The sequence below is a fragment of the Bradyrhizobium sp. genome, assembly GCF_035484855.1.
In the GTDB taxonomy this organism is placed as follows: Bacteria; Pseudomonadota; Alphaproteobacteria; order Rhizobiales; family Xanthobacteraceae; genus Bradyrhizobium.
This window is the reverse complement of sequence record NZ_DATHOP010000239.1, coordinates 1-17,556: the sequence shown is the minus strand read 5'-3', so window position 1 is coordinate 17,556 and position 17,556 is coordinate 1. Positions and strand designations below refer to the sequence as shown.

The following is a 17,556-nucleotide window of genomic DNA, read 5'->3' as shown; positions in this document are numbered from 1 at the left end:
CCATGGCAAAGCCCCTCGCGCTGACCACAGGCGAACCCGCGGGCATCGGGCCCGATATCACCCTCAAGGCGTGGCTGCGTCGCAATGAACTGAAGCTCCCGGCATTTTACCTGCTCGGCGACCGCGACCTCCTCGACCGGCGGGCCAGGGCTCTCGGCCTCAAGATCGAATTCGCAGACGTCAGTGCCGACGACGCCGCCGGCGCGTTCGCCGAGGCGCTGCCGGTCGTATCCACCGGGCATGCCGCGAGCGCGCAGCCCGGCCGGCCGGACGATAGCAGTGCGGATGCAGCGCTCGCCTCCATTCGCCAGGCGGTCGGCGACGTCGCCGCCGGGCGGGCCAGCGCAGTCGTCACCAACCCGATCGCCAAGAGCGTCCTGTATCGCGCCGGATTCCGGCATCCCGGCCACACCGAGTTTCTCGCCGAACTCGCCGCAACCGGCGGCCATACACCCCACCCTGTGATGATGCTGTGGTCCCCTGCCCTCGCGGTCGTGCCGGTGACCATCCATCTTCCGCTGCGCCAGGCGATCGCGCAGTTGTCCAGCGAGTTGATCGTCACCACGGCCCGCATCGTGGTCGCCGATTTAAAGGCCCGCTTCGGCCTCGCCCATCCGCGCCTTGCGGTCTCCGGGCTCAATCCGCATGCCGGCGAGGACGGCACGCTCGGCAGCGAGGATCTGACGATCGTAACGCCTGCCATCGATATCCTGCGCGGCGACGGCCTCGAGATCAGGGGACCGCTGCCGGCCGACACCATGTTCCACGACGCCGCGCGGCAAACCTATGATTGCGCGATCTGCATGTATCACGATCAGGCGCTGATCCCGATCAAGACGATTGCGTTCGATGATGCCGTCAACGTCACGCTGGGATTGCCGTTCATTCGCACCTCGCCCGATCACGGCACCGCCTTCGACATCGCCGGCACCGGCAAGGCCAATCCATCCAGCCTGATCGCGGCGTTGCGGCTGGCGGCCCGCATGGCGGCCAAGCAACCCTCATGAGCGCAATCGACGACCTGCCGCCGCTTCGCGAGGTCATCCGCCAGCATGCCCTGTCGGCGCGCAAATCGCTCGGCCAGAATTTCCTGCTCGACCTCAACCTCACCGCGCGGATCGCACGCGCCGCGGGCCCGCTGGAAGGGGCCACCATCGTCGAGATCGGCCCCGGTCCCGGCGGATTGACGCGCGCGCTGCTGGCGATGGGCGCGGCGCATGTGATCGCGGTGGAACGCGACGAGCGCGCAGGCCCGGCGCTGGAGGAAATTTCCACGCGGTATCCGGGACGGCTGGAAATCGTCCGCGGCGACGCGCAGCACTTCGATCCGCGGCCGCTGCTCGGGAACACAAAGGCAAAAATCGTCGCCAACCTGCCCTACAATATCGCGACTGCGCTCCTGATCGACTGGCTCTCGATCGAACCATGGCCGCCCTGGTATGACATGATGGTGCTGATGTTTCAGCGCGAAGTGGCCGAGCGCATCGTCGCCCGCGAGAGTGACGAGGCCTATGGAAGGCTCGCGGTGCTCGCCAACTGGCGCGCTGAGACAAAAATCCTGTTCGATATTTCACCGGCCGCCTTCGTGCCGCAGCCCAAGGTCACCTCGTCGGTGGTGCGGCTGGTGCCCCGCGCCGCGCCCGAGCCATGTGACCGAAGGGCGCTGGAGCAGGTTGCGGCGGCAGCCTTCGGCCAGCGGCGAAAAATGCTGCGGCAAAGCCTCAAGTCGCTCGGCGTCGACCCGGCCCGGCTGGCCGCGGCGGCGCATGTCGATCCGACGCGGCGCGCCGAGACCATTCCGGTCTCGGGCTTTGTTGCCATGGCGCGCGAATTGACCGATATACGAAGCGCAAAATTGAACGTGCCTTGAGGAGAAAAGCGCCATGGCGCTGTTGCGACGCCAGTCATTGGTCAAATTCGATGCGCCGTTGTGTGAAACTATCGCCGAGACGCCGAAGCCGGCAGGCAAGGAAGTCCTGGTCCGCATCGAGCGTTGCGGGCTGTGCCATTCCGACCTGCATATCCAGGACGGCTATGCCGATCTCGGCGGCGGCAAAAGGCTCGATACCACCCGCGGCATGACGCTGCCGTTCACGCTGGGACACGAGATCGCGGGTGTCGTCGAGGAAGTCGGACCGGATGTTTCGAAGGACCTGATCGGCGCCAGGCGAGCGGTATTCCCATGGATTGGCTGCGGCCAGTGCCGCGACTGCGCCAATGGCGACGAGAATCTGTGCCTCAAGCAGCGCTTTCTCGGGGTCTCGATCGACGGCGGCTTTGCAACCCACGTGCTGGTGCCTGACGCGAAATACCTGCTGGACTACGGTTCCCTGCCGGTCAATCAGGCGGCGACCCTGATGTGCTCGGGCGTGACCGCCTACGGCGCGCTGAAGCGCCTGGTCGACCGGCCGCGGCAGCGCAACCTCCTGCTGATCGGTCTCGGCGGCGTCGGCATGATGGGGCTTTCCTTCGCGCAGGCGATGTTCAAGCAGAAAATCTCGGTCGCGGATCTGAGCCCGGCGGCGCGCGAGGCGGCGCTCAACAACGGCGCCGCGGTCGCCTACGATCCCTCCGAAGCTGATGTCGTCAAGCGCATCATCAAGGAGACCGAAGGCGGCTTCGACGAGATCGTCGATTTTGCCGGCAACGAAAAGTCGATGGCGTTCGCCGTCTCGGTGGTGGCGCGCGGCGGCAAGATCGTGGTCTCCGGATTGATGGGCGGCAATTTCAGCCTGCCGATGGTGCAATGGATCTACAAGCGCATGACGATCGAAGGCTTCATGGTCGGAACCCTGGCCGAAGGGCACGAGCTGATGGCGCTGGCGCACGCCGGCAAGATCAAGCCGACGCCCATGAGGGAAGAACCGATGGGCGACGTCCAGAAATGGATAGACGAATTGCGGGCTGGGAAGGTTGTCGGACGCATCGTAATGAAGAACTGAGGCTGCGCGCCTCACAGGCCTCGCAACGAGAGGCGGAGCGCCATCCAAGCCTCGCGACACAGGGAGGGACTTATGGCCTGGAGCAACCGTGCGACGGCTGTCGCGCTGACGGCGGCGACACTCGCCCTGGCGAGCCCTGCGCTGGCGCAAAAGCAATATGGCCCCGGCGCCAGCGACACCGAAATCAAGATCGGAACCACCACGCCCTATAGCGGCCCGGCGTCGGCCTATTCGGCCGGCGCGGTCTCGGCCACCGCCTATTTCACCATGATCAACGAACAGGGCGGCGTGAACGGCCGCAAGATCAACTTCATCAGCCTCGACGACGCCTATAGCCCGCCGAAAACGGTGGAGCAGATCAGGCGGCTGATCGAGAGCGACGAGGTGCTGTTCCTGGTCAATCCGGTGGGCACCGCGACCAACATGGCGGTGGTGAAATACATCAACCAGAAGCAGGTGCCGCATCTGTTCATCGGCACCGGCGCCACCGTCTTCAACGACCCCGAACACTATCCGTGGACGATGAGCTGGACGCCGCATTATGCGTCGGAAGGCGAGATCTACGCCAAATACATCCTGTCGACAAAGCCCGACGCCAAGATCGGCATTCTGGCGCAGAACGACGATCTCGGCCGCGACTATCTGTTGGGCTTCAAGCGCGGGCTCGGCGACAAGGCCGCCAGCATGATCGTATCGATGCAAGCCTACAACACCACCGACCCGACCGTCGATTCACAGGTGGTCTCGCTGAAGACGGCGGGGGCGGACGTGTTTTTCATGGCCACGATTCCCAAATTCTCCGCGCAGGCGATCCGCAAGGCCTATGACATCGACTGGCATCCGCAGGAAATCGTGGTCAGCGTCGGTTCGTCGATTGCGGGCGCGATCAAGCCGGCCGGATTCGACGCGGCGAAGGGCATCATCTCCGCGGCCTATCAGAAGGATCCGGCCGACCCACAATGGAAGGACGACCCGGCGATGCAGGCCTGGAACGTCTGGATGGACAAGTACAACCCCCGCGTCAACAAGAGCGATTATTATGCGCCCTATGGCTACAATATCGGCTATGCGGTGGTGCAGCTCCTGAAACAGTGCGGCGACAACCTGACCCGCGAGAACATCATGAAGCAGGCCTCGCACCTGGACATGGAGCTGCCGCTGCTGCTGCCGGGGATTCGTCTGAAGACCACCCCGACCGACCTGCGCCCGATCAAGCAGATGCGGCTGGTGCGTTTCGACGGCTCCCGCTACGTGCTGTTCAGCGACGTGCTCGCGAGCGACTGAGATCGCAGCGTCGGTTTCGGACCCTGTAATGCCATAACACCGGCGGTGGTTTCTGACGCCGTTGACGGGCCTTTCGGATGCGAAAGCAGGCCCGAATTACGCCCCATGCTGTCCGGATTTGCGGCTCATTGCCACCCAAGTCTTTGTCGAGATTTGGCGCCCTGAGTATCGCGTATCAGTACCGGAGATGCATATGCCAAACCGAACCGCGAAATTCGCATCAGCCAAGTTCGCCGGCTTTCTTGCCGGCGTCCTGCTTGCAGTCACGGCGCACGCCGCAGCGCGCGCGGCGGACGATTGCCTGACGGCTCCGAATGACGAAACGCCCGGCGGCCGCCATTGGTACTACCGCATCGACCACGCCACCAAACGTCATTGCTGGTACCTTCGGGAGCAAGGCGAAAAGCTCTCGCAGACCGCCCTGCCGGACACGGCCCGTTCCGCAAAACCGGTTGAGCCGAGAGCAGACAACCCGTCGCAGCGTTCGGTCGAGGACGCGCACGCCGAACTCCCGCCGCAGGCCAGCATCGCACCGCCCTCGTTCAACGGAACGCTGACGCCCGCGGATACGGCGGCGAGAGAGAATAACTGGCCTCCGGTCGTGCCGGACGTATCGGCCGAGCGATCGGTCGTCCTCTCGCGCTGGCCCGAATCCTCAAGCGTGGCTTCGGCGGTCAGCCCGCAGCCGGAGTCGAGCGATCCCGCCGCCAGCACGCCCCCGAATCCGCAGGCCGCTGGACCTTCCGCCATCGCGACAGTGCCGACGGTCCCGGCGCTTTCATCGTCGCCTGCCAAGACAGGTTCGATCCCAAAGCTGTTGAGCGCGGTCTCCGGCGCGCTGGCGCTTGCGGGCATCACGGCGAGCGTCGTTCTGAAATTGGCCGGCCCTCGGCAGGCCCGGGTCCGCGTGCGCCGGGACGCGGTCTGGGAGCAGACGGACGATGATCGCATCGTGCTGTGGGCCGATCAGGACCAGGATGTGCTGCCGCGCCGCGCCGGTTTCGCGCGCGATTTCGATCGAAGCGGTGACGCCAATGACAGGATCGCCGAGTTTTGCTCGCAGCTGTCGCGTCGAGCCCCGACCTGACGGCGATTAGAGCATGATCTCCGCGCAAACGCGTTCCGTGTTTGTCGCGAGGGAAAACCGGTGTCCACTTTTCCGGATCGTGCTCTATCGCTCCAGCTGCCGCTGCAGTTCGCGGACGAACGTCGTCAGTCCGGTACGGCGTTCGCGCTTCAGCCGCTCGGCTTTCAGGATCGACTGCACCTCGACGAACGCTTCGTCGATTTCGTGATTGATCACGATATAATCGTATTCGGCCCAGTGGCTCATTTCATGGCTGGCGCGGCTCATCCGGTCGCGGATCACGCCATCGGAATCCTGGGCGCGGGAATGCAGGCGTTTTTCCAGCTCGGCGGCCGACGGCGGCAGGATGAAGACGCTGACGACATCGGCGCGCGCCTTCTCGCGCAACTGCTGGGTGCCCTGCCAGTCGATATCGAACAGCACGTCCTGTCCCGCCGACAGCGCCGCTTCTACCGGCGCACGCGGCGTGCCGTAGCGGTTGTCGAACACGACGGCCCATTCGAGCAAGTCGCCGCGCTTGGCCATCCGTTCGAATTTCGTCTTGTCGATGAAGTGATAGTCGTGGCCGTCGACTTCGCCGGGCCGCATCGGCCGCGTGGTCGCCGACACCGACATCTTCAGACCGGGTGTCCGATCGATCAGGCGCCGCGACAGCGTGGTCTTGCCGGCGCCCGAAGGCGAGGACAGCACGAACATCAGTCCGCGCCGCTCGACCCCGTCGAAGCCGTGGCCATCAGCCGTCATGCCTCACTCCAGATTCTGGACCTGCTCGCGGAACTGCTCGACCACGTTCTTCATCTCAAGTCCAGTGTTGGTCAATTCGAGATCGTTGGATTTCGAGCAGCAGGTATTGACCTCGCGGTTGAACTCCTGGGCCAGGAAATCGAGCCGCCGTCCGATCGGGCCGCCCTTGCCGATCATCTCGCGCGCCTGCGCGACGTGCGAGGCAATGCGATCGAGTTCCTCGCGGATGTCGGCCTTGGCCGCGATCAGGAGCGCCTCCTGGTTGAGCCGGTCCGGATCGAAGCGATCGGACGATTCAAGCAGTGCCGCGATCTGTTCGGCGAGCCGCGCCTTGATCGCCTCCGGCTTGCGGCCGGGAGCGGCCTCGGCCTTCTTCGCAAGGCGCTCGATCTCGTCCATGCGCAGGCTCAGGATCTGGCCGAGCGCCATGCCCTCGCGCTGGCGCATCTCGACCAAATCGAGCAGCGCCTGATCGAACGCAGCGCCAGCGGCGGCCTTGGCGGCCTTGTCCTCGGCTTCATTGCTTTCCGGCTCGACCACCTCGATGACGCCCTTGATCGCCAAGAGCCCGTCGATGCTCGGCGCCACCGCGTCGATCTTTCCGGCGAGCACGCCGGCGACCTTCACGATCGAGGCCAGCACGTCTTCATTGATGCGGATGGTGGAGGCCGTGCCGGTGCGCTTGACGTTCAAATTGGCGTATACCGTGCCGCGCGACAGCACCTCGCCGGCGCGCTTCTTGGCCAAGGCTTCGAGGTCGTCCCAGCCCTGCGGCAGCCGCATCCTGAGGTCAAAACCCTTGGCATTGACCGACTTCAACTCCCATTCGAACGCGTAGGGCCCGCTGGAGCCATGGCTGCGGGCAAAACCGGTCATGCTCGACAGCGCCATCGCGTGAATTTCTTTCGTTACGGGTGTGAGATTCGCTGGATCGGTACGCTGCGGACCTTAGCCGCGTATTGCGCAAAAGTGGATACCGGTTTTGCGAATACAATACGCGCAAGTTTCGCGTTGCTGACGCATTCAGGTAACGGGACTGCAGTTCCGGGGCACGCGCCCGCGCTATTGCTGAACCACCGGTGGCGCCGCCGTCGATTGCGCCGCACCCTGGCGGGGCGGCGGCGGGGCGACGGCACGAACGCGCTTTTTCGCCGGCGCCGGCTTCGACGTTGCCGCCGTCGGCGCGGGATCGGCCGGCGCAGGAGCCGCGGCGGCGGGCTGCGGATCGTCAGCCGGCTCCGCGGTGTCGTTCTGAATCTGTTTTTCCGACGCGCGCAGCTTGGCGACGTTCTTCTGGTGCTGGTCGTAAGTGTCGCTGAACGCATGGCCGCCGGTACCGTCGGCGACGAAGAACATGTCCCTTGTGCGCGCCGGATTGGCGGCGGCTTCCAGCGAGGCGCGCCCGGGATTGGCGATCGGCCCGGGCGGCAGGCCTTCGATCACATAGGTATTGTAGGGCGAGGGTTGCTGGATTTCGCTGCGCTTGATCGGCCGGCCCAGCGTCCCCTTGCCGCCGACCAGCCCATAGATGATGGTCGGATCGGACTGCAGCTTGACCTTCTGCCGCAGCCGGTTGACGAACACGGCCGCTACCCGGCTGCGCTCGTCCGGCTTGCCGGTTTCCTTCTCGACGATCGAGGCCAGCGTCACCAGCTGTTCCGGCGTCTTGACCGGCAGGTCGGGACTGCGGCGCTCCCAGATCTCCGCCAGTGCGCGCTTCTGCGCCTGCTGCATGCGCGCAATCACCTGGTCGCGGGTGGTGCCGCGCGGGAATTTGTAGGTTTCCGGCAGCAGCGTGCCTTCGCGGGGCATTTCGCGGACCGAACCCGAGAAGATGTCATTGTCAGACAACCGCGCCACGATCTGTTCGGAGGTCAGGCCCTCGGGGATAGTCACCGCGTGCTGCACCACCTTGCCTTCGACGATGGTGCCGATGACGTCGCGCAGGCTGGCGTTCTTCTGAAACAGATATTCGCCGGGCTTTAGCTCCGAGCGCGCCTTCAGCGCAAACACGCTGCCGATGAACGCCCAGCGATTATTGTCGATCACGCCCTCGCGCTGCAGGATGTCGGCGATATCGGTCATGCCCGCGCGCGCGGGAATGTTGACGACCTTGTCCTCCTGCAGCGGGCCGGGAGCCTCGATCTTCTTCTTGCCGTAGTAGTAGGCGCCGCCGGTGCCGATCATCAGCACGAGGATGATGGTGATGACGGCATTGCCGACCACGACGAACGGGTTGCGGGCGCGCTCCGAGCGCTTTGGCGGCGGCGGAACCTGCTCGGGCTCCAGCGCGGCGCGCGGGCTGCGCGGTGAAATGGGCGGCCTCTCACTCATCGATGCAACCTGAAGATCCTGTCGGTTCAATCGTGGCTTCGCGGAAATCAGCCGCGAGCGGCCTGCAGTCTACGCCCATCACTAGGATTTATCACCGAATACGGCGAAACGGTGGTTTCTTATTCGATGCCGCGTCAGTTCACCACGCGTTGCAGGATCACCGAAGCATTGGTGCCCCCGAAACCGAACGAATTCGACAGCGCCACATTGATCTCGCGCTTGCGCGGCACTAGCGGCACGAGATCGATCGCCGTTGCCACCGACGGGTTCTCCAGATTGATCGTCGGAGGGGCGACATTGTCGCGAATCGCCAGGATGCTGAAGATCGCCTCGATCGCGCCGGCCGCGCCCAGCAGGTGCCCGGTCGACGATTTGGTCGACGACATCGACACCTTCGAAGCGGCATTGCCCAACAGCCGCTCCACCGCGTGGAGCTCGATTTCGTCGCCGACCTGTGTCGAGGTTCCGTGCGCATTGATATAGTCGATGTCGGAAGAGCCGAGGCCCGCGCGTTTCATGGCGGCGCTCATGCTGCGGAACGCGCCATCGCCGTCCGGCGACGGCGAGGTGATATGATAGGCATCGCCGGACAGCCCGTAGCCGATGACTTCCGCGTAGATTCGCGCGCCGCGGTTCCTGGCGTGCTCATATTCTTCCAGCACGACGACGCCGGCGCCCTCGCCCATCACGAAACCGTCCCGGTCCTTGTCGTAGGGACGCGACGCCTTGTGCGGCGTTTCGTTGAAGCCGGTCGAGAGCGCGCGCGCCGCGCAGAAACCGGCCATGCCGATCCGGCAGATCGGCGATTCCGTTCCACCCGCCACCATCACATCGGCATCGCCGAGCACGATCAGGCGGCTGGCATCGCCGATCGCGTGTGCGCCGGTCGAACAGGCCGTGACCACGGAATGGTTGGGACCCTTGAGGCCGTGCTCGATCGAGACATAGCCCGAGGCCAGGTTGATCAGCCGTCCGGGAATGAAGAACGGCGACACCTTGCGCGGCCCGCGTTCCTTCAGCAGCAGCGCGGTGTCGGCGATGCCGGACAGCCCGCCGATCCCGGAGCCGATCATCGTGCCGGTGGCGCAACGCTGCTCTTCGGTGGCCGGATGCCAATCGGCGTCGTCGAGCGCCTGGCGTGCCGCGCACATCGCGAAAATGATGAAATCGTCGACCTTGCGCTGGTCCTTCGGCTCCATCCACTGGTCGGGGTTGAAGGTGCCGTCGGTGCCGTCGCCGCGCGGCACCACGCAGGCGATCTGGCTGGTCAGATCGGACACGTCGAACGTCTCGATCTTTCGGGCGCCGCTCTCGCCGGCCAGGATGCGCTTCCAGGTCGGCTCGATGCCACAGCCGAGTGGCGACACCATGCCGAGGCCCGTGACGACAACCCGCCTCATTTCCTAAGACTCCAGCCCAGCATGTGCGGCTCGCAACAACAAACCGCGGGACCGCCCGACCACGGCCCGTCCGGCTTCGTCTGTACCGCGCGGGGCGTCAGCTCTTCGCGTTCTTTTCGAGAAATTTGGTGGCGTCGCCGACGGTCAAAATCGTCTCCGCGGCATCATCGGGGATCTCACAACCGAATTCTTCTTCAAACGCCATCACAAGCTCGACGGTATCGAGGCTGTCGGCGCCGAGGTCGTCAATGAAGCTCGCGTTGTCGACCACTTTTTCGGGTTCAACACCAAGGTGTTCGACCACGATCTTCTTAACTCGCTCGCCAATCTCACTCATCGTTCAACCTCGTGCTTGTTCCCACTAGATCCGTCACCAAGACGATACGAGCCATCCTGGTCGTTAAACTTTCCTTCGCAATCGCGCATCGTCTTGATTTCGCCCCACAGGGCCCGGCGAACGGCGGCAGGCTCCGCACCGCCAATATACAGGGTTTGATATTCCTGCAAGGCGTTCTTTGCCCATCCGTTGGTCGGTTCGGTTATCATACTTCCCAACCCTTGACTATAAGCCTCGATCGGCCGGCGGAAACGGCCTTTTGCCGGCAAAAGCGATTGCCGGCCGGCTCAAACCATGGCCATTCCACCATTGACGTGAATCGTCTGTCCGGTGACGTAGGCGGCCTCATTGGAGGCGAGATAGACCGCGGCCGCCGCGATCTCGTCCGCCGTTCCGAGCCGTCCGGCTGGAACCTTCGACAGAATGGTTTCGCGCTGCTTGTCGTTCAGCGCGTCCGTCATCGGCGTCTTGATGAATCCGGGGGCGATGCAGTTGGCGGTGACGTTGCGCTTGGCGTATTCGGCGCCCAAGGTCTTGATCATGCCGATCAGGCCAGCCTTCGAGGCGGTGTAATTGCCCTGGCCGGGATTGCCGGTGACGCCAACCACCGAGGTGATCGCGATGATCCGGCCGAAACGCTTGCGCATCATCAGCCTGGTCGCGGCCCGGGCCAGCCGGAAGGTCGCGGTCAAATTGACCTTGATGACCTCGTCCCAGTCCTCGTCACGCAATTGCACGAACAGGTTGTCCCGGGTAATTCCGGCGTTGGCGACGAGGATGTCGAGCTGGCCCATGGCTTGTTCTGCCGCCGGCACCAGCGCCTCGACCTCAGCTGTGTCCGAGAGATTGCAGGGCAGCACGTGAACCCTGTTGCCCAGTTTGCCGGCGAGCGCATCGAGCACCTCGCGCCGCGTTCCGGAAATGCCAACGGTGGCGCCCTGGCCGTGCAGGGCTTGCGCGATCGCGCCGCCGATGCCGCCGGTCGCGCCGGTGACGAGCGCCGTCCTGCCAGTCAGATCGAACATCCTATGTCTCCCTCGCTCACGCCGTCTGCGCGGCAGCGAGCGCTTCTTTCGCCGAGGCAATATCGTTCGGGCCGCCAACCGCAATGCCGACGGCGCCCTCGGCGATCCGCTTGACCAGTCCGCTCAGCACCTTGCCGGCGCCGATTTCGAAGAATCGGGTGACGCCATGGCTTGCCATGTAGGCCACCGATTCACGCCAGCGCACGGTGCCGGTGACCTGCTCGACCAGGCGGCGGCGGATCTCGTCGGGATCGGTAATCGGGGCCGCCAGCACATTCGACACCAGCGGCGAGGCCGGCGGCCTGATCGTCACATCGGCGAGCGCCCTGGCCATCGCGTCGGCAGCCGGCTGCATCAGGGTGCAATGGAACGGCGCCGACACCGGCAACAGCATGGCGCGCTTGGCGCCCCGGGTTTTGGCGATCTCGAGCGCGCGCTCCACGGCGGCCTTGTCGCCGGAGACCACGACCTGCCCTCCACCATTGTCGTTGCCGGCCTGACAGACCTGCCCCTGGGCCGCCTCGCCGGCGACCGCGACCGCGGCCTCGTAGTCCAGACCCAGCAATGCCGCCATTGCACCAACCCCGACCGGGACTGCCTTCTGCATGACCAGACCACGGGTGCGCAACAGGCGCGCAGCGTCGGCGATGCTGAGGCTGCCGGCGGCCGCCAGCGCCGAATATTCGCCGAGCGAATGCCCGGCGACGAAGGCAGCGTCTCGTCCGACCGAGAAGCCGGCCTCGGTTTCCAGCACGCGCATCGTGGCCAGCGACATCGCCATCAGCGCCGGCTGGGCGTTTTCGGTGAGTTGCAAGGTTTCAGCCGGCCCCTCCCAGATGATGGCTGTGAGCTTCTCCCCAAGCGCCCCATCGACCTCGTCGAAAACCGCCCGTGCCGCCGGAAAAGCCTCCGCGAGAGCTTTGCCCATGCCGACCGCCTGGGAGCCCTGCCCCGGAAAAGTGAATGCTGCCGTCATCAATACCCCTGGATGCCGCCGAAAATCGCCAAAGTTGCGCCGAAAGACACCGCGGGGGCCGCTCGTGTCAAGCCGCCGCCCGCGCCCGGCCATCGGGCCGGGTGCGTCAAATGGCGTCGCTTTCCCTTGCCATTGCGGCCAAAATCCTTATAACCCGCGCCATCCGTGGATCCCGGCCGGGAGCTGAACGGACGGTCTCAGCAATTTCACCAAATCGGCGATTTTGATGTGGCAGGGCCAGTCGGTCCGTCGTCCCGTGCTTCCGCCTTCTGAGCTTATCGTCGAGTCCTTTCCTTAAGAAGGCCTCGAAGGGCTTGCCGCCGGGAACCGCGCCAACACTTGGAAAGGACACCCATGCCTCTTTATGAGCATGTTTTTCTCGCGCGCCAGGATGCGAGCACCCAGCAGGTCGAAGAACTGACCACCCAGATGACCGGTATCGTCGAGGGTCTCGGCGGCAAGGTCGTCAAGATGGAGAACTGGGGCGTGCGCTCGCTGACCTATCGCATGAACAAGAATCGCAAAGCCCACTTCGTGCTCCTGAACATCGATGGCCCATCGGCCGCGGTCGCCGAGATCGAGCGGCAGGAGCGGATCAGCGAAGACGTCATCCGTTATCTCACCGTGCGCGTCGAAGAACACGAGGAAGGTCCCTCGGCGATGATGCGCAAGGCCGATCGCGACCGCGATCGCGACGACCGTGGCGGCGGTTTCCGGGGCGACCGCGATGGCGGCTTCCGCGGCGATCGTGACGGCGGCGGTTTCCGTGGTGGCGACCGCGATGGCGGCGGCTTCCGTGGCGACCGTGGGCCGCGCCGCCCGCGTGACGACGATGCGATCGCAGCGGTAGAGGAGTAAGAATCATGGCTGAAGCTGGTGCACGCCGTCCGTTTTTTCGCCGCCGCAAGACCTGCCCGTTCACCGGGCCGAATGCGCCGAAGATCGACTACAAGGATTCCAAACTGTTGATGCGTTACGTCTCCGAGCGCGGCAAGATCGTGCCGAGCCGCATCACCGCCGTCTCCGCCAAGAAGCAGCGCGAACTCGCGCGCGCCATCAAGCGCTCGCGCTTTCTCGGGCTGTTGCCCTACGTGATCCGGTAACGACATCCTCGATCCGCGGCGTTCGCGCCGCAGATCGAAGATCTTTATAAGGCTTCCGGGTCGTCCGGTCGCCGATGGTTGGGGTTCTCCAGGGAACCTCTAACCGCTCGAAAGGGGCGGGACAGCTGATGATCGCAATTGTGCTCATAGCCATGGCGGCCGGCGCGGCGTCGGCGCTGATGTTTGCCTCGATCGCCTCGGGCGTGCTGATTTCGCTTGCCCTGTTCTATCTGGCGCCGTTGCCGCTGATGATGGCGGCGCTCGGATGGGGTCCGCTCAGCGCCGGCATCGGCGGCATCGCTGCGGCAAGCAGCCTCGGCATCATCCTGGGCCTGCCCTATTGCATCGCCTTCGTCATCATGGTCGCGCTGCCCGCCTGGTGGCTCGGCCATCTGGCCCTGCTCGGACGCCCAATCGCCCCTGCTGTTCCCGCGGGCAACGGTGCCGCGCCGGTTGCGCCTGACCTGGAATGGTATCCGGTCGGCCGCATCCTGCTCTGGATCGCAGTCTTTGCCCTGCTCACCACCATCACTGCGCTGCTAACGCTCGGCACCGATGCCGCCACCATCACCGCCGCGATGCACCGGGGCTGGCAGCGAATTCTCGATCTGGGCGAAGTATCGTCGACCGCCGAGACCGAACAATGGGTCGATGCGCTGGTGACGATCACGCCGGATACGGCCGCGATCTGGGCGATCACGACTTTGACGATCAGCCTCTGGCTCGCGGCAAGAATCACCGCGACCTCGGGGCGGCTGCATCGCCCCTGGCCCGACCTGAAAAGCGTCGCGCTGCCGCCGATGACGCTCGCCGTGCTGTGCGCCGCGATCGCGTTCTGCTTCAGCGGCGGACTGCTCGCGATGCTGGCTCAGATCGTCGCCACCGCCTTGATGATGGCGTATGCGCTGAGCGGCTTTGCGGTTCTGCATACGCTGACGCTTTCGTCGAAGAGCCGCGCGTTCTGGCTCGGCTGCAGCTACGCCATCGTGGTGGTGTTCGTCTGGCCCCTCCTACTGATGGCGATTCTGGGTCTCGCCGATGCCGTTTTCGGAATACGCCAGCGTTATCTCAGGAGCAGGCCTCCGCCCCTCCCCGTGTCCTGAACAATCTCAACTCAACCGCTCAAACCCATCACTGAAGGAGAAAAAATATGGAAGTCATTTTGCTGGAGCGTGTCGCCAAGCTCGGCCAGATGGGCGAAGTCGTCCGCGTCAAGGACGGCTTTGCCCGCAATTTCCTGTTGAAGCGCGGCAAGGCCTTGCGCGCCACCGCGGACAATCGCGCCAAGTTCGACGGCATGAAGGCCGAGCTCGAAGCCCGCAACCTCAAGGCCAAGGGCGAGGCCGGCAAGGTCGCGGAGAAAATCGATGGCCGCAACGTCATCGTGCTGCGACAGGCCTCCGAGACCGGCCAGCTGTTCGGATCGGTCACGGTTCGCGACATCATCGCGTCGTTCGAGGCCGACAAGGTCACCATCAGCCGCAGCCAGGTGATGCTGGACGCGCCGATCAAGACCATTGGGAGGCACACGATCGCGATTGCCGTGCATCCGGAAGTCGAAGTCGGCGTCACCGTGACGGTCGCGCGCAGCCAAGACGAGGCCGAGCGCATCAACCGCGGCGAGGACATCTCGACTCGTCAGGAGGACCAGGACGCAGCCGCCGAAGCGCTCGCTGCCGCCGGCGAATTCTTCGACCCCGAAGCCCGCCGCGACCAGGTGGAACCCGAGGCGGAAGCTGCTTCGGAGAAGTAGCGGCCTCTTTACATCGAACAAAAAAAATCCCGCCACGCACAACCGTCATCCTGAGGAGCCGGGCCCTTGCGCGGCGTCTCGAAGGATGGGCCACAAGCATCCTTCGAGGCTCGTCCAAGCGGGCGAGCACCTCAGGATGACGGCGTCTGTGGGGCCCAGTCAGGCCGGGTTTGGGATTCCCGGCGATATGGTCTCGCGCATCTTACTGGGAGATCGGCGGCGCGGGTGGGCCTGCCGGCTCGATGGGCGGTGGCGCGGCGGCGGTGACGGTCTGGGGCGCGGCGGACGGCGCGGCCTGCGCCGCGGCGGGTTCGGGCGTGCCGCTCGGGACGGCGGCGGAGACCGTGGGCGAAGCTGCCGGCGCAGGGGTGACGGGTGGAACCGGATCGGCCCGCAACGTCTGGGGCTCGGCGCTGCCCGTCTCCTTCGGCGCTTCGATCTTGGCCGATTCGGACTTGCCCTCACCCGGCGGCTTGACGCCCTCGGGCTTGCCGGTCTCGACCTTGGCGGATTCGCTCTTGGGCTGCTCTTCCCTCGCCGCGTCGCCTTTTGCCGGTTCTTCCCCGCCGGTCTCGGTCTTGGCCGACTCGGTCTTGGGCTGTTCCTCGCCAGGCTTGCCCCGCCTGCCAAGCTTCTGCCTGGCTGACAATTTGCTGCCGTCCGGACCGATCTCGCTTGCGGCCTCAGCCGGGGTTCGCCCCTCGGCCGCAGGCGGCTCTCCCGGACGCGCCAGATGCTTGGCGTTGCGGCCGTGCAGCCCTTCGGCATCCGGCTTGGCGGCCTCGCGCGGTTCAGGTTCGGGCCTCGCGGCCTCTTGCGGCGCAGGGTGCAGCCGGTGACCGAACCGGTCGAGTTGCTCCGATGGCGCGGTCCGGGCTTCCGTTTTCCCGTCCTTGGGCTGGCCGCGCGTATCGGCCACGCCGTTGGAGACCAGGAAGCCCGTGAGCGAGGTCGCCATGTCGGGACTGGTGGTGTAGTGCTGGCGCAGGAAGCTCTGCAGGGATCCGGCCGGCACGCTCCTCAACAGGCCCCGCGGGCTCTTGTGGCAAGCCGTGCAGGTGCCTGCGAAAATCTGCGAAGGGCTCTTGCCAGCCTCGAGATTTGTCGCCTGACCCCACGCCGGGACCGCCGCGCAACCGCCGATCAGAAGCGTCACCGTCGCTAAACTGAGCGCTCGGCTCAACATTCCCCGTTTCTCCAGACCGATGCGGAAATCGCGTCCGGCGCTCCCAGATGGGCACCGGCGGCGGTGACCTTTTAGCCGATTATCCCGCGAATGGAAGCTTACTTATGACGCAACTCCGTGAACGCGACATTCCGGAATATCCGCTTTGTGTCCAATGTACTAGCGGTCCGGTTCCCGCGCTCCTATGTTCTGCGTGACGCGGTTTGGGAACCTTTGGGAACCATTGTTGTCCCCGTGCGTCGAGTGTGGCGGGCGATAGGCTGGTTTCTCCGGATCGCTCGGTTCGGTGGCTTCGATGGACCGATTGTTGCGTTATTTCCTGCAGCAGTTCATTCGCCGCGGCGCGATGATCTTCACGACCGCGAGTGGGGCAAAATTCAGCTGCGGTAATGGCACCGGCGAGCCGGTCGCGGTGAGGTTTCTGACCCGCGATGCCGAACGCAGGGTGTTGCTCAACCCCGAACTCGCGCTCGGCGAAGTCTACATGGAAGGCAGCTTCGTCGTCGAGCAGGGCACGATCGCCGACGCGCTGGCGATCCTGATGGCCCAGCCCGACATCCTGCCGCGCTGGGCGCGCCTGCAATGGTGGCTGCGCTATTTCGGCAGGCATGTCAGGCAATTCAATCCGCCCAACCGCTCCAGGAGCAATGTCGAGCGCCACTACGATCTCGACGGGCGGCTGTATTCGCTGTTTCTCGATGCCGACAAGCAATATAGCTGCGCCTATTTCGAGACGCCGGACGCAAGCCTCGACGACGCACAGCTCGCCAAGAAGCGTCATCTTGCCGCAAAACTTCTGATCAGGCGCGGCGACCGGTTGCTGGACATCGGATCGGGCTGGGGCGGGCTTAGCCTCTATCTTGCCGAAATGACCGGCGCTAGCGTCACCGGCGTCACGCTCTCTACCGAGCAGCTGCAGGTGTCGAATGCCCGCGCCGCCGAGAAGAACATGTCGCGCTCGGCCAAATTCTTCCTCGAGGATTATCGTGACGTCGCCGGTCCGTTCGACCGCATCGTGTCGGTCGGCATGTTCGAGCATGTCGGCGTCAACCATTACGCGGATTTCTTCACCAAGCTGTCGTCGCTGTTGACGCCCGGCGGCGTTGCGCTGCTGCACACTATTGGGCGCGGCGATGGTCCGGGCGCGACCAATCCATGGATCGCGAAATATATTTTCCCCGGCGGCTACACGCCTGCCTTGAGCGAAATCCTTCCCATCATCGAACGCAGCGGCTTGCATGTCGCCGACATCGAAGTCCTCCGGCTGCATTACGCCGAGACGTTGAAGGAATGGCGCGCGCGCTTCCGCCGCAATTGGGCCAAGGCTGCGGCTTTGTACGACGAACGCTTCTGCCGCATGTGGGAATTTTATCTTGCCGGTTCCG

The 17,556-nt window shown here is 64.7% G+C and carries 19 protein-coding genes; 10 read left to right on the top strand and 9 right to left on the bottom strand.

Translation table 11 applies throughout. From position 1 onward, the window contains the following. The first annotated feature begins 2 nt into the window (after nt 1-2). The 5 genes from pdxA to VK804_RS27400 all read left to right on the top strand — a co-directional run bounded on the left by pdxA (nt 3) and on the right by VK804_RS27400 (nt 5,313). On the top strand, nt 3-1,007 hold the full coding sequence (gene pdxA, locus VK804_RS27420) for a 4-hydroxythreonine-4-phosphate dehydrogenase PdxA (protein WP_325376066.1): 1,005 nt from the start codon (nt 3-5) through the stop codon (nt 1,005-1,007). Next, nucleotides 1,004-1,870: a 16S rRNA (adenine(1518)-N(6)/adenine(1519)-N(6))-dimethyltransferase RsmA gene (gene rsmA, locus VK804_RS27415; RefSeq protein ID WP_325376064.1), complete on the top strand. Its 867-nt coding sequence runs from the start codon at nt 1,004-1,006 to the stop codon at nt 1,868-1,870. Before pdxA ends, rsmA begins: the two co-directional genes overlap by 4 nt. A 13-nt stretch (nt 1,871-1,883) precedes the next feature. Continuing rightward, nucleotides 1,884-2,942, top strand: coding sequence for an alcohol dehydrogenase (locus tag VK804_RS27410; RefSeq protein WP_325376062.1), 1,059 nt, complete (start codon nt 1,884-1,886; stop codon nt 2,940-2,942). 72 nt (nt 2,943-3,014) lie between these two features. Next, entirely contained in the window at nt 3,015-4,226 is a 1,212-nt protein-coding gene (locus VK804_RS27405) for an ABC transporter substrate-binding protein (protein ID WP_325376060.1), read from the top strand. A gap of 193 nt (nt 4,227-4,419) precedes the next feature. Further along, the gene (locus VK804_RS27400) at nt 4,420-5,313 is read left to right on the top strand and encodes a hypothetical protein (protein WP_325376058.1); all 894 of its coding nucleotides are present in this window, start codon (nt 4,420-4,422) and stop codon (nt 5,311-5,313) included. An 84-nt stretch (nt 5,314-5,397) separates the two neighbouring features. Here the strand turns inward: VK804_RS27400 and gmk are convergent, their stop codons facing one another. From gmk to fabD, 8 genes are all read right to left on the bottom strand, one after another. Beyond that, nucleotides 5,398-6,057 carry a guanylate kinase gene (gmk, locus tag VK804_RS27395; protein WP_325376056.1) on the bottom strand — a complete coding sequence of 220 codons (660 nt, stop codon included), beginning with the start codon at nt 6,055-6,057 and terminating at the stop codon, nt 5,398-5,400. A gap of 3 nt (nt 6,058-6,060) precedes the next feature. Then, nucleotides 6,061-6,948 (bottom strand): YicC/YloC family endoribonuclease, encoded by an 888-nt coding sequence (locus tag VK804_RS27390; protein ID WP_325376054.1) that lies wholly within the window; start codon nt 6,946-6,948, stop codon nt 6,061-6,063. Nucleotides 6,949-7,119: 171 nt separating this feature from the next. Next, the gene (gene mltG / locus VK804_RS27385) at nt 7,120-8,391 is read right to left on the bottom strand and encodes an endolytic transglycosylase MltG (RefSeq protein WP_325376052.1); all 1,272 of its coding nucleotides are present in this window, start codon (nt 8,389-8,391) and stop codon (nt 7,120-7,122) included. 134 nt (nt 8,392-8,525) lie between these two features. Further along, nucleotides 8,526-9,791 carry a beta-ketoacyl-ACP synthase II gene (fabF, locus tag VK804_RS27380; protein ID WP_325376050.1) on the bottom strand — a complete coding sequence of 422 codons (1,266 nt, stop codon included), beginning with the start codon at nt 9,789-9,791 and terminating at the stop codon, nt 8,526-8,528. A gap of 97 nt (nt 9,792-9,888) precedes the next feature. Beyond that, entirely contained in the window at nt 9,889-10,128 is a 240-nt protein-coding gene (locus tag VK804_RS27375; RefSeq protein WP_006610957.1) for an acyl carrier protein, read from the bottom strand. After that, complete coding sequence (locus tag VK804_RS27370; RefSeq protein ID WP_325376049.1) at nt 10,125-10,337, bottom strand: hypothetical protein; 213 nt, start codon at nt 10,335-10,337, stop codon at nt 10,125-10,127. The genes VK804_RS27375 and VK804_RS27370 overlap by 4 nt, the downstream gene beginning before the upstream one ends. Before the next feature lie 78 nt (nt 10,338-10,415). Further along, entirely contained in the window at nt 10,416-11,153 is a 738-nt protein-coding gene (gene fabG, locus VK804_RS27365; RefSeq protein WP_325376048.1) for a 3-oxoacyl-[acyl-carrier-protein] reductase, read from the bottom strand. Between the two features lie 16 nt (nt 11,154-11,169). Continuing rightward, nucleotides 11,170-12,129, bottom strand: coding sequence for an ACP S-malonyltransferase (fabD, locus tag VK804_RS27360; RefSeq protein WP_325376046.1), 960 nt, complete (start codon nt 12,127-12,129; stop codon nt 11,170-11,172). Between the two features lie 354 nt (nt 12,130-12,483). On the opposite strand from fabD, the gene rpsF reads away from it, so the two are divergent. The 4 genes from rpsF (at nt 12,484) to rplI (ending at nt 14,985) form a co-directional block, all read left to right on the top strand. Further along, complete coding sequence (rpsF, locus tag VK804_RS27355) at nt 12,484-12,987, top strand: 30S ribosomal protein S6 (RefSeq protein WP_325376045.1); 504 nt, start codon at nt 12,484-12,486, stop codon at nt 12,985-12,987. A gap of 5 nt (nt 12,988-12,992) precedes the next feature. Beyond that, a complete protein-coding gene (gene rpsR, locus VK804_RS27350; RefSeq protein ID WP_002711478.1) occupies nt 12,993-13,232 on the top strand; it encodes a 30S ribosomal protein S18 in 240 nt (79 codons plus the stop codon). Between the two features lie 128 nt (nt 13,233-13,360). Beyond that, nucleotides 13,361-14,335, top strand: a complete 975-nt coding sequence (locus VK804_RS27345; protein WP_325376043.1) for a DUF2232 domain-containing protein — start codon at nt 13,361-13,363, stop codon at nt 14,333-14,335. A 47-nt stretch (nt 14,336-14,382) separates the two neighbouring features. Beyond that, nucleotides 14,383-14,985, top strand: a complete 603-nt coding sequence (gene rplI / locus VK804_RS27340) for a 50S ribosomal protein L9 (protein ID WP_325376041.1) — start codon at nt 14,383-14,385, stop codon at nt 14,983-14,985. Between the two features lie 202 nt (nt 14,986-15,187). On the opposite strand, the gene VK804_RS27335 is transcribed toward rplI, so the two are convergent. After that, nucleotides 15,188-16,171 carry a hypothetical protein gene (locus VK804_RS27335; protein ID WP_325376039.1) on the bottom strand — a complete coding sequence of 328 codons (984 nt, stop codon included), beginning with the start codon at nt 16,169-16,171 and terminating at the stop codon, nt 15,188-15,190. 295 nt (nt 16,172-16,466) lie between these two features. On the opposite strand from VK804_RS27335, the gene VK804_RS27330 reads away from it, so the two are divergent. Next, the coding region (locus tag VK804_RS27330; protein WP_325376037.1) for a cyclopropane-fatty-acyl-phospholipid synthase family protein at nt 16,467-17,556 on the top strand (1,090 nt) is incomplete at its 3' end.

Excerpts from the sequence above, each read along its gene's own strand:
- fabG (WP_325376048.1), bottom strand. The coding sequence starts at position 11,153 with ATGTTCGATCTGACTGGCAGGACGGCGCTCGTCACCGGCGCGACCGGC.
- VK804_RS27405 (WP_325376060.1), top strand. The coding sequence starts at position 3,015 with ATGGCCTGGAGCAACCGTGCGACGGCTGTCGCGCTGACGGCGGCGACA.
- rsmA (WP_325376064.1), top strand. The coding sequence starts at position 1,004 with ATGAGCGCAATCGACGACCTGCCGCCGCTTCGCGAGGTCATCCGCCAG.
- fabF (WP_325376050.1), bottom strand. The coding sequence starts at position 9,791 with ATGAGGCGGGTTGTCGTCACGGGCCTCGGCATGGTGTCGCCACTCGGC.
- rpsF (WP_325376045.1), top strand. The coding sequence starts at position 12,484 with ATGCCTCTTTATGAGCATGTTTTTCTCGCGCGCCAGGATGCGAGCACC.
- rplI (WP_325376041.1), top strand. The coding sequence starts at position 14,383 with ATGGAAGTCATTTTGCTGGAGCGTGTCGCCAAGCTCGGCCAGATGGGC.
- fabD (WP_325376046.1), bottom strand. The coding sequence starts at position 12,129 with ATGACGGCAGCATTCACTTTTCCGGGGCAGGGCTCCCAGGCGGTCGGC.
- pdxA (WP_325376066.1), top strand. The coding sequence starts at position 3 with ATGGCAAAGCCCCTCGCGCTGACCACAGGCGAACCCGCGGGCATCGGG.
- VK804_RS27375 (WP_006610957.1), bottom strand. The coding sequence starts at position 10,128 with ATGAGTGAGATTGGCGAGCGAGTTAAGAAGATCGTGGTCGAACACCTT.
- VK804_RS27390 (WP_325376054.1), bottom strand. The coding sequence starts at position 6,948 with ATGGCGCTGTCGAGCATGACCGGTTTTGCCCGCAGCCATGGCTCCAGC.
- VK804_RS27370 (WP_325376049.1), bottom strand. The coding sequence starts at position 10,337 with ATGATAACCGAACCGACCAACGGATGGGCAAAGAACGCCTTGCAGGAA.
- VK804_RS27345 (WP_325376043.1), top strand. The coding sequence starts at position 13,361 with ATGATCGCAATTGTGCTCATAGCCATGGCGGCCGGCGCGGCGTCGGCG.
- VK804_RS27335 (WP_325376039.1), bottom strand. The coding sequence starts at position 16,171 with ATGTTGAGCCGAGCGCTCAGTTTAGCGACGGTGACGCTTCTGATCGGC.
- mltG (WP_325376052.1), bottom strand. The coding sequence starts at position 8,391 with ATGAGTGAGAGGCCGCCCATTTCACCGCGCAGCCCGCGCGCCGCGCTG.
- VK804_RS27400 (WP_325376058.1), top strand. The coding sequence starts at position 4,420 with ATGCCAAACCGAACCGCGAAATTCGCATCAGCCAAGTTCGCCGGCTTT.
- rpsR (WP_002711478.1), top strand. The coding sequence starts at position 12,993 with ATGGCTGAAGCTGGTGCACGCCGTCCGTTTTTTCGCCGCCGCAAGACC.
- gmk (WP_325376056.1), bottom strand. The coding sequence starts at position 6,057 with ATGACGGCTGATGGCCACGGCTTCGACGGGGTCGAGCGGCGCGGACTG.
- VK804_RS27410 (WP_325376062.1), top strand. The coding sequence starts at position 1,884 with ATGGCGCTGTTGCGACGCCAGTCATTGGTCAAATTCGATGCGCCGTTG.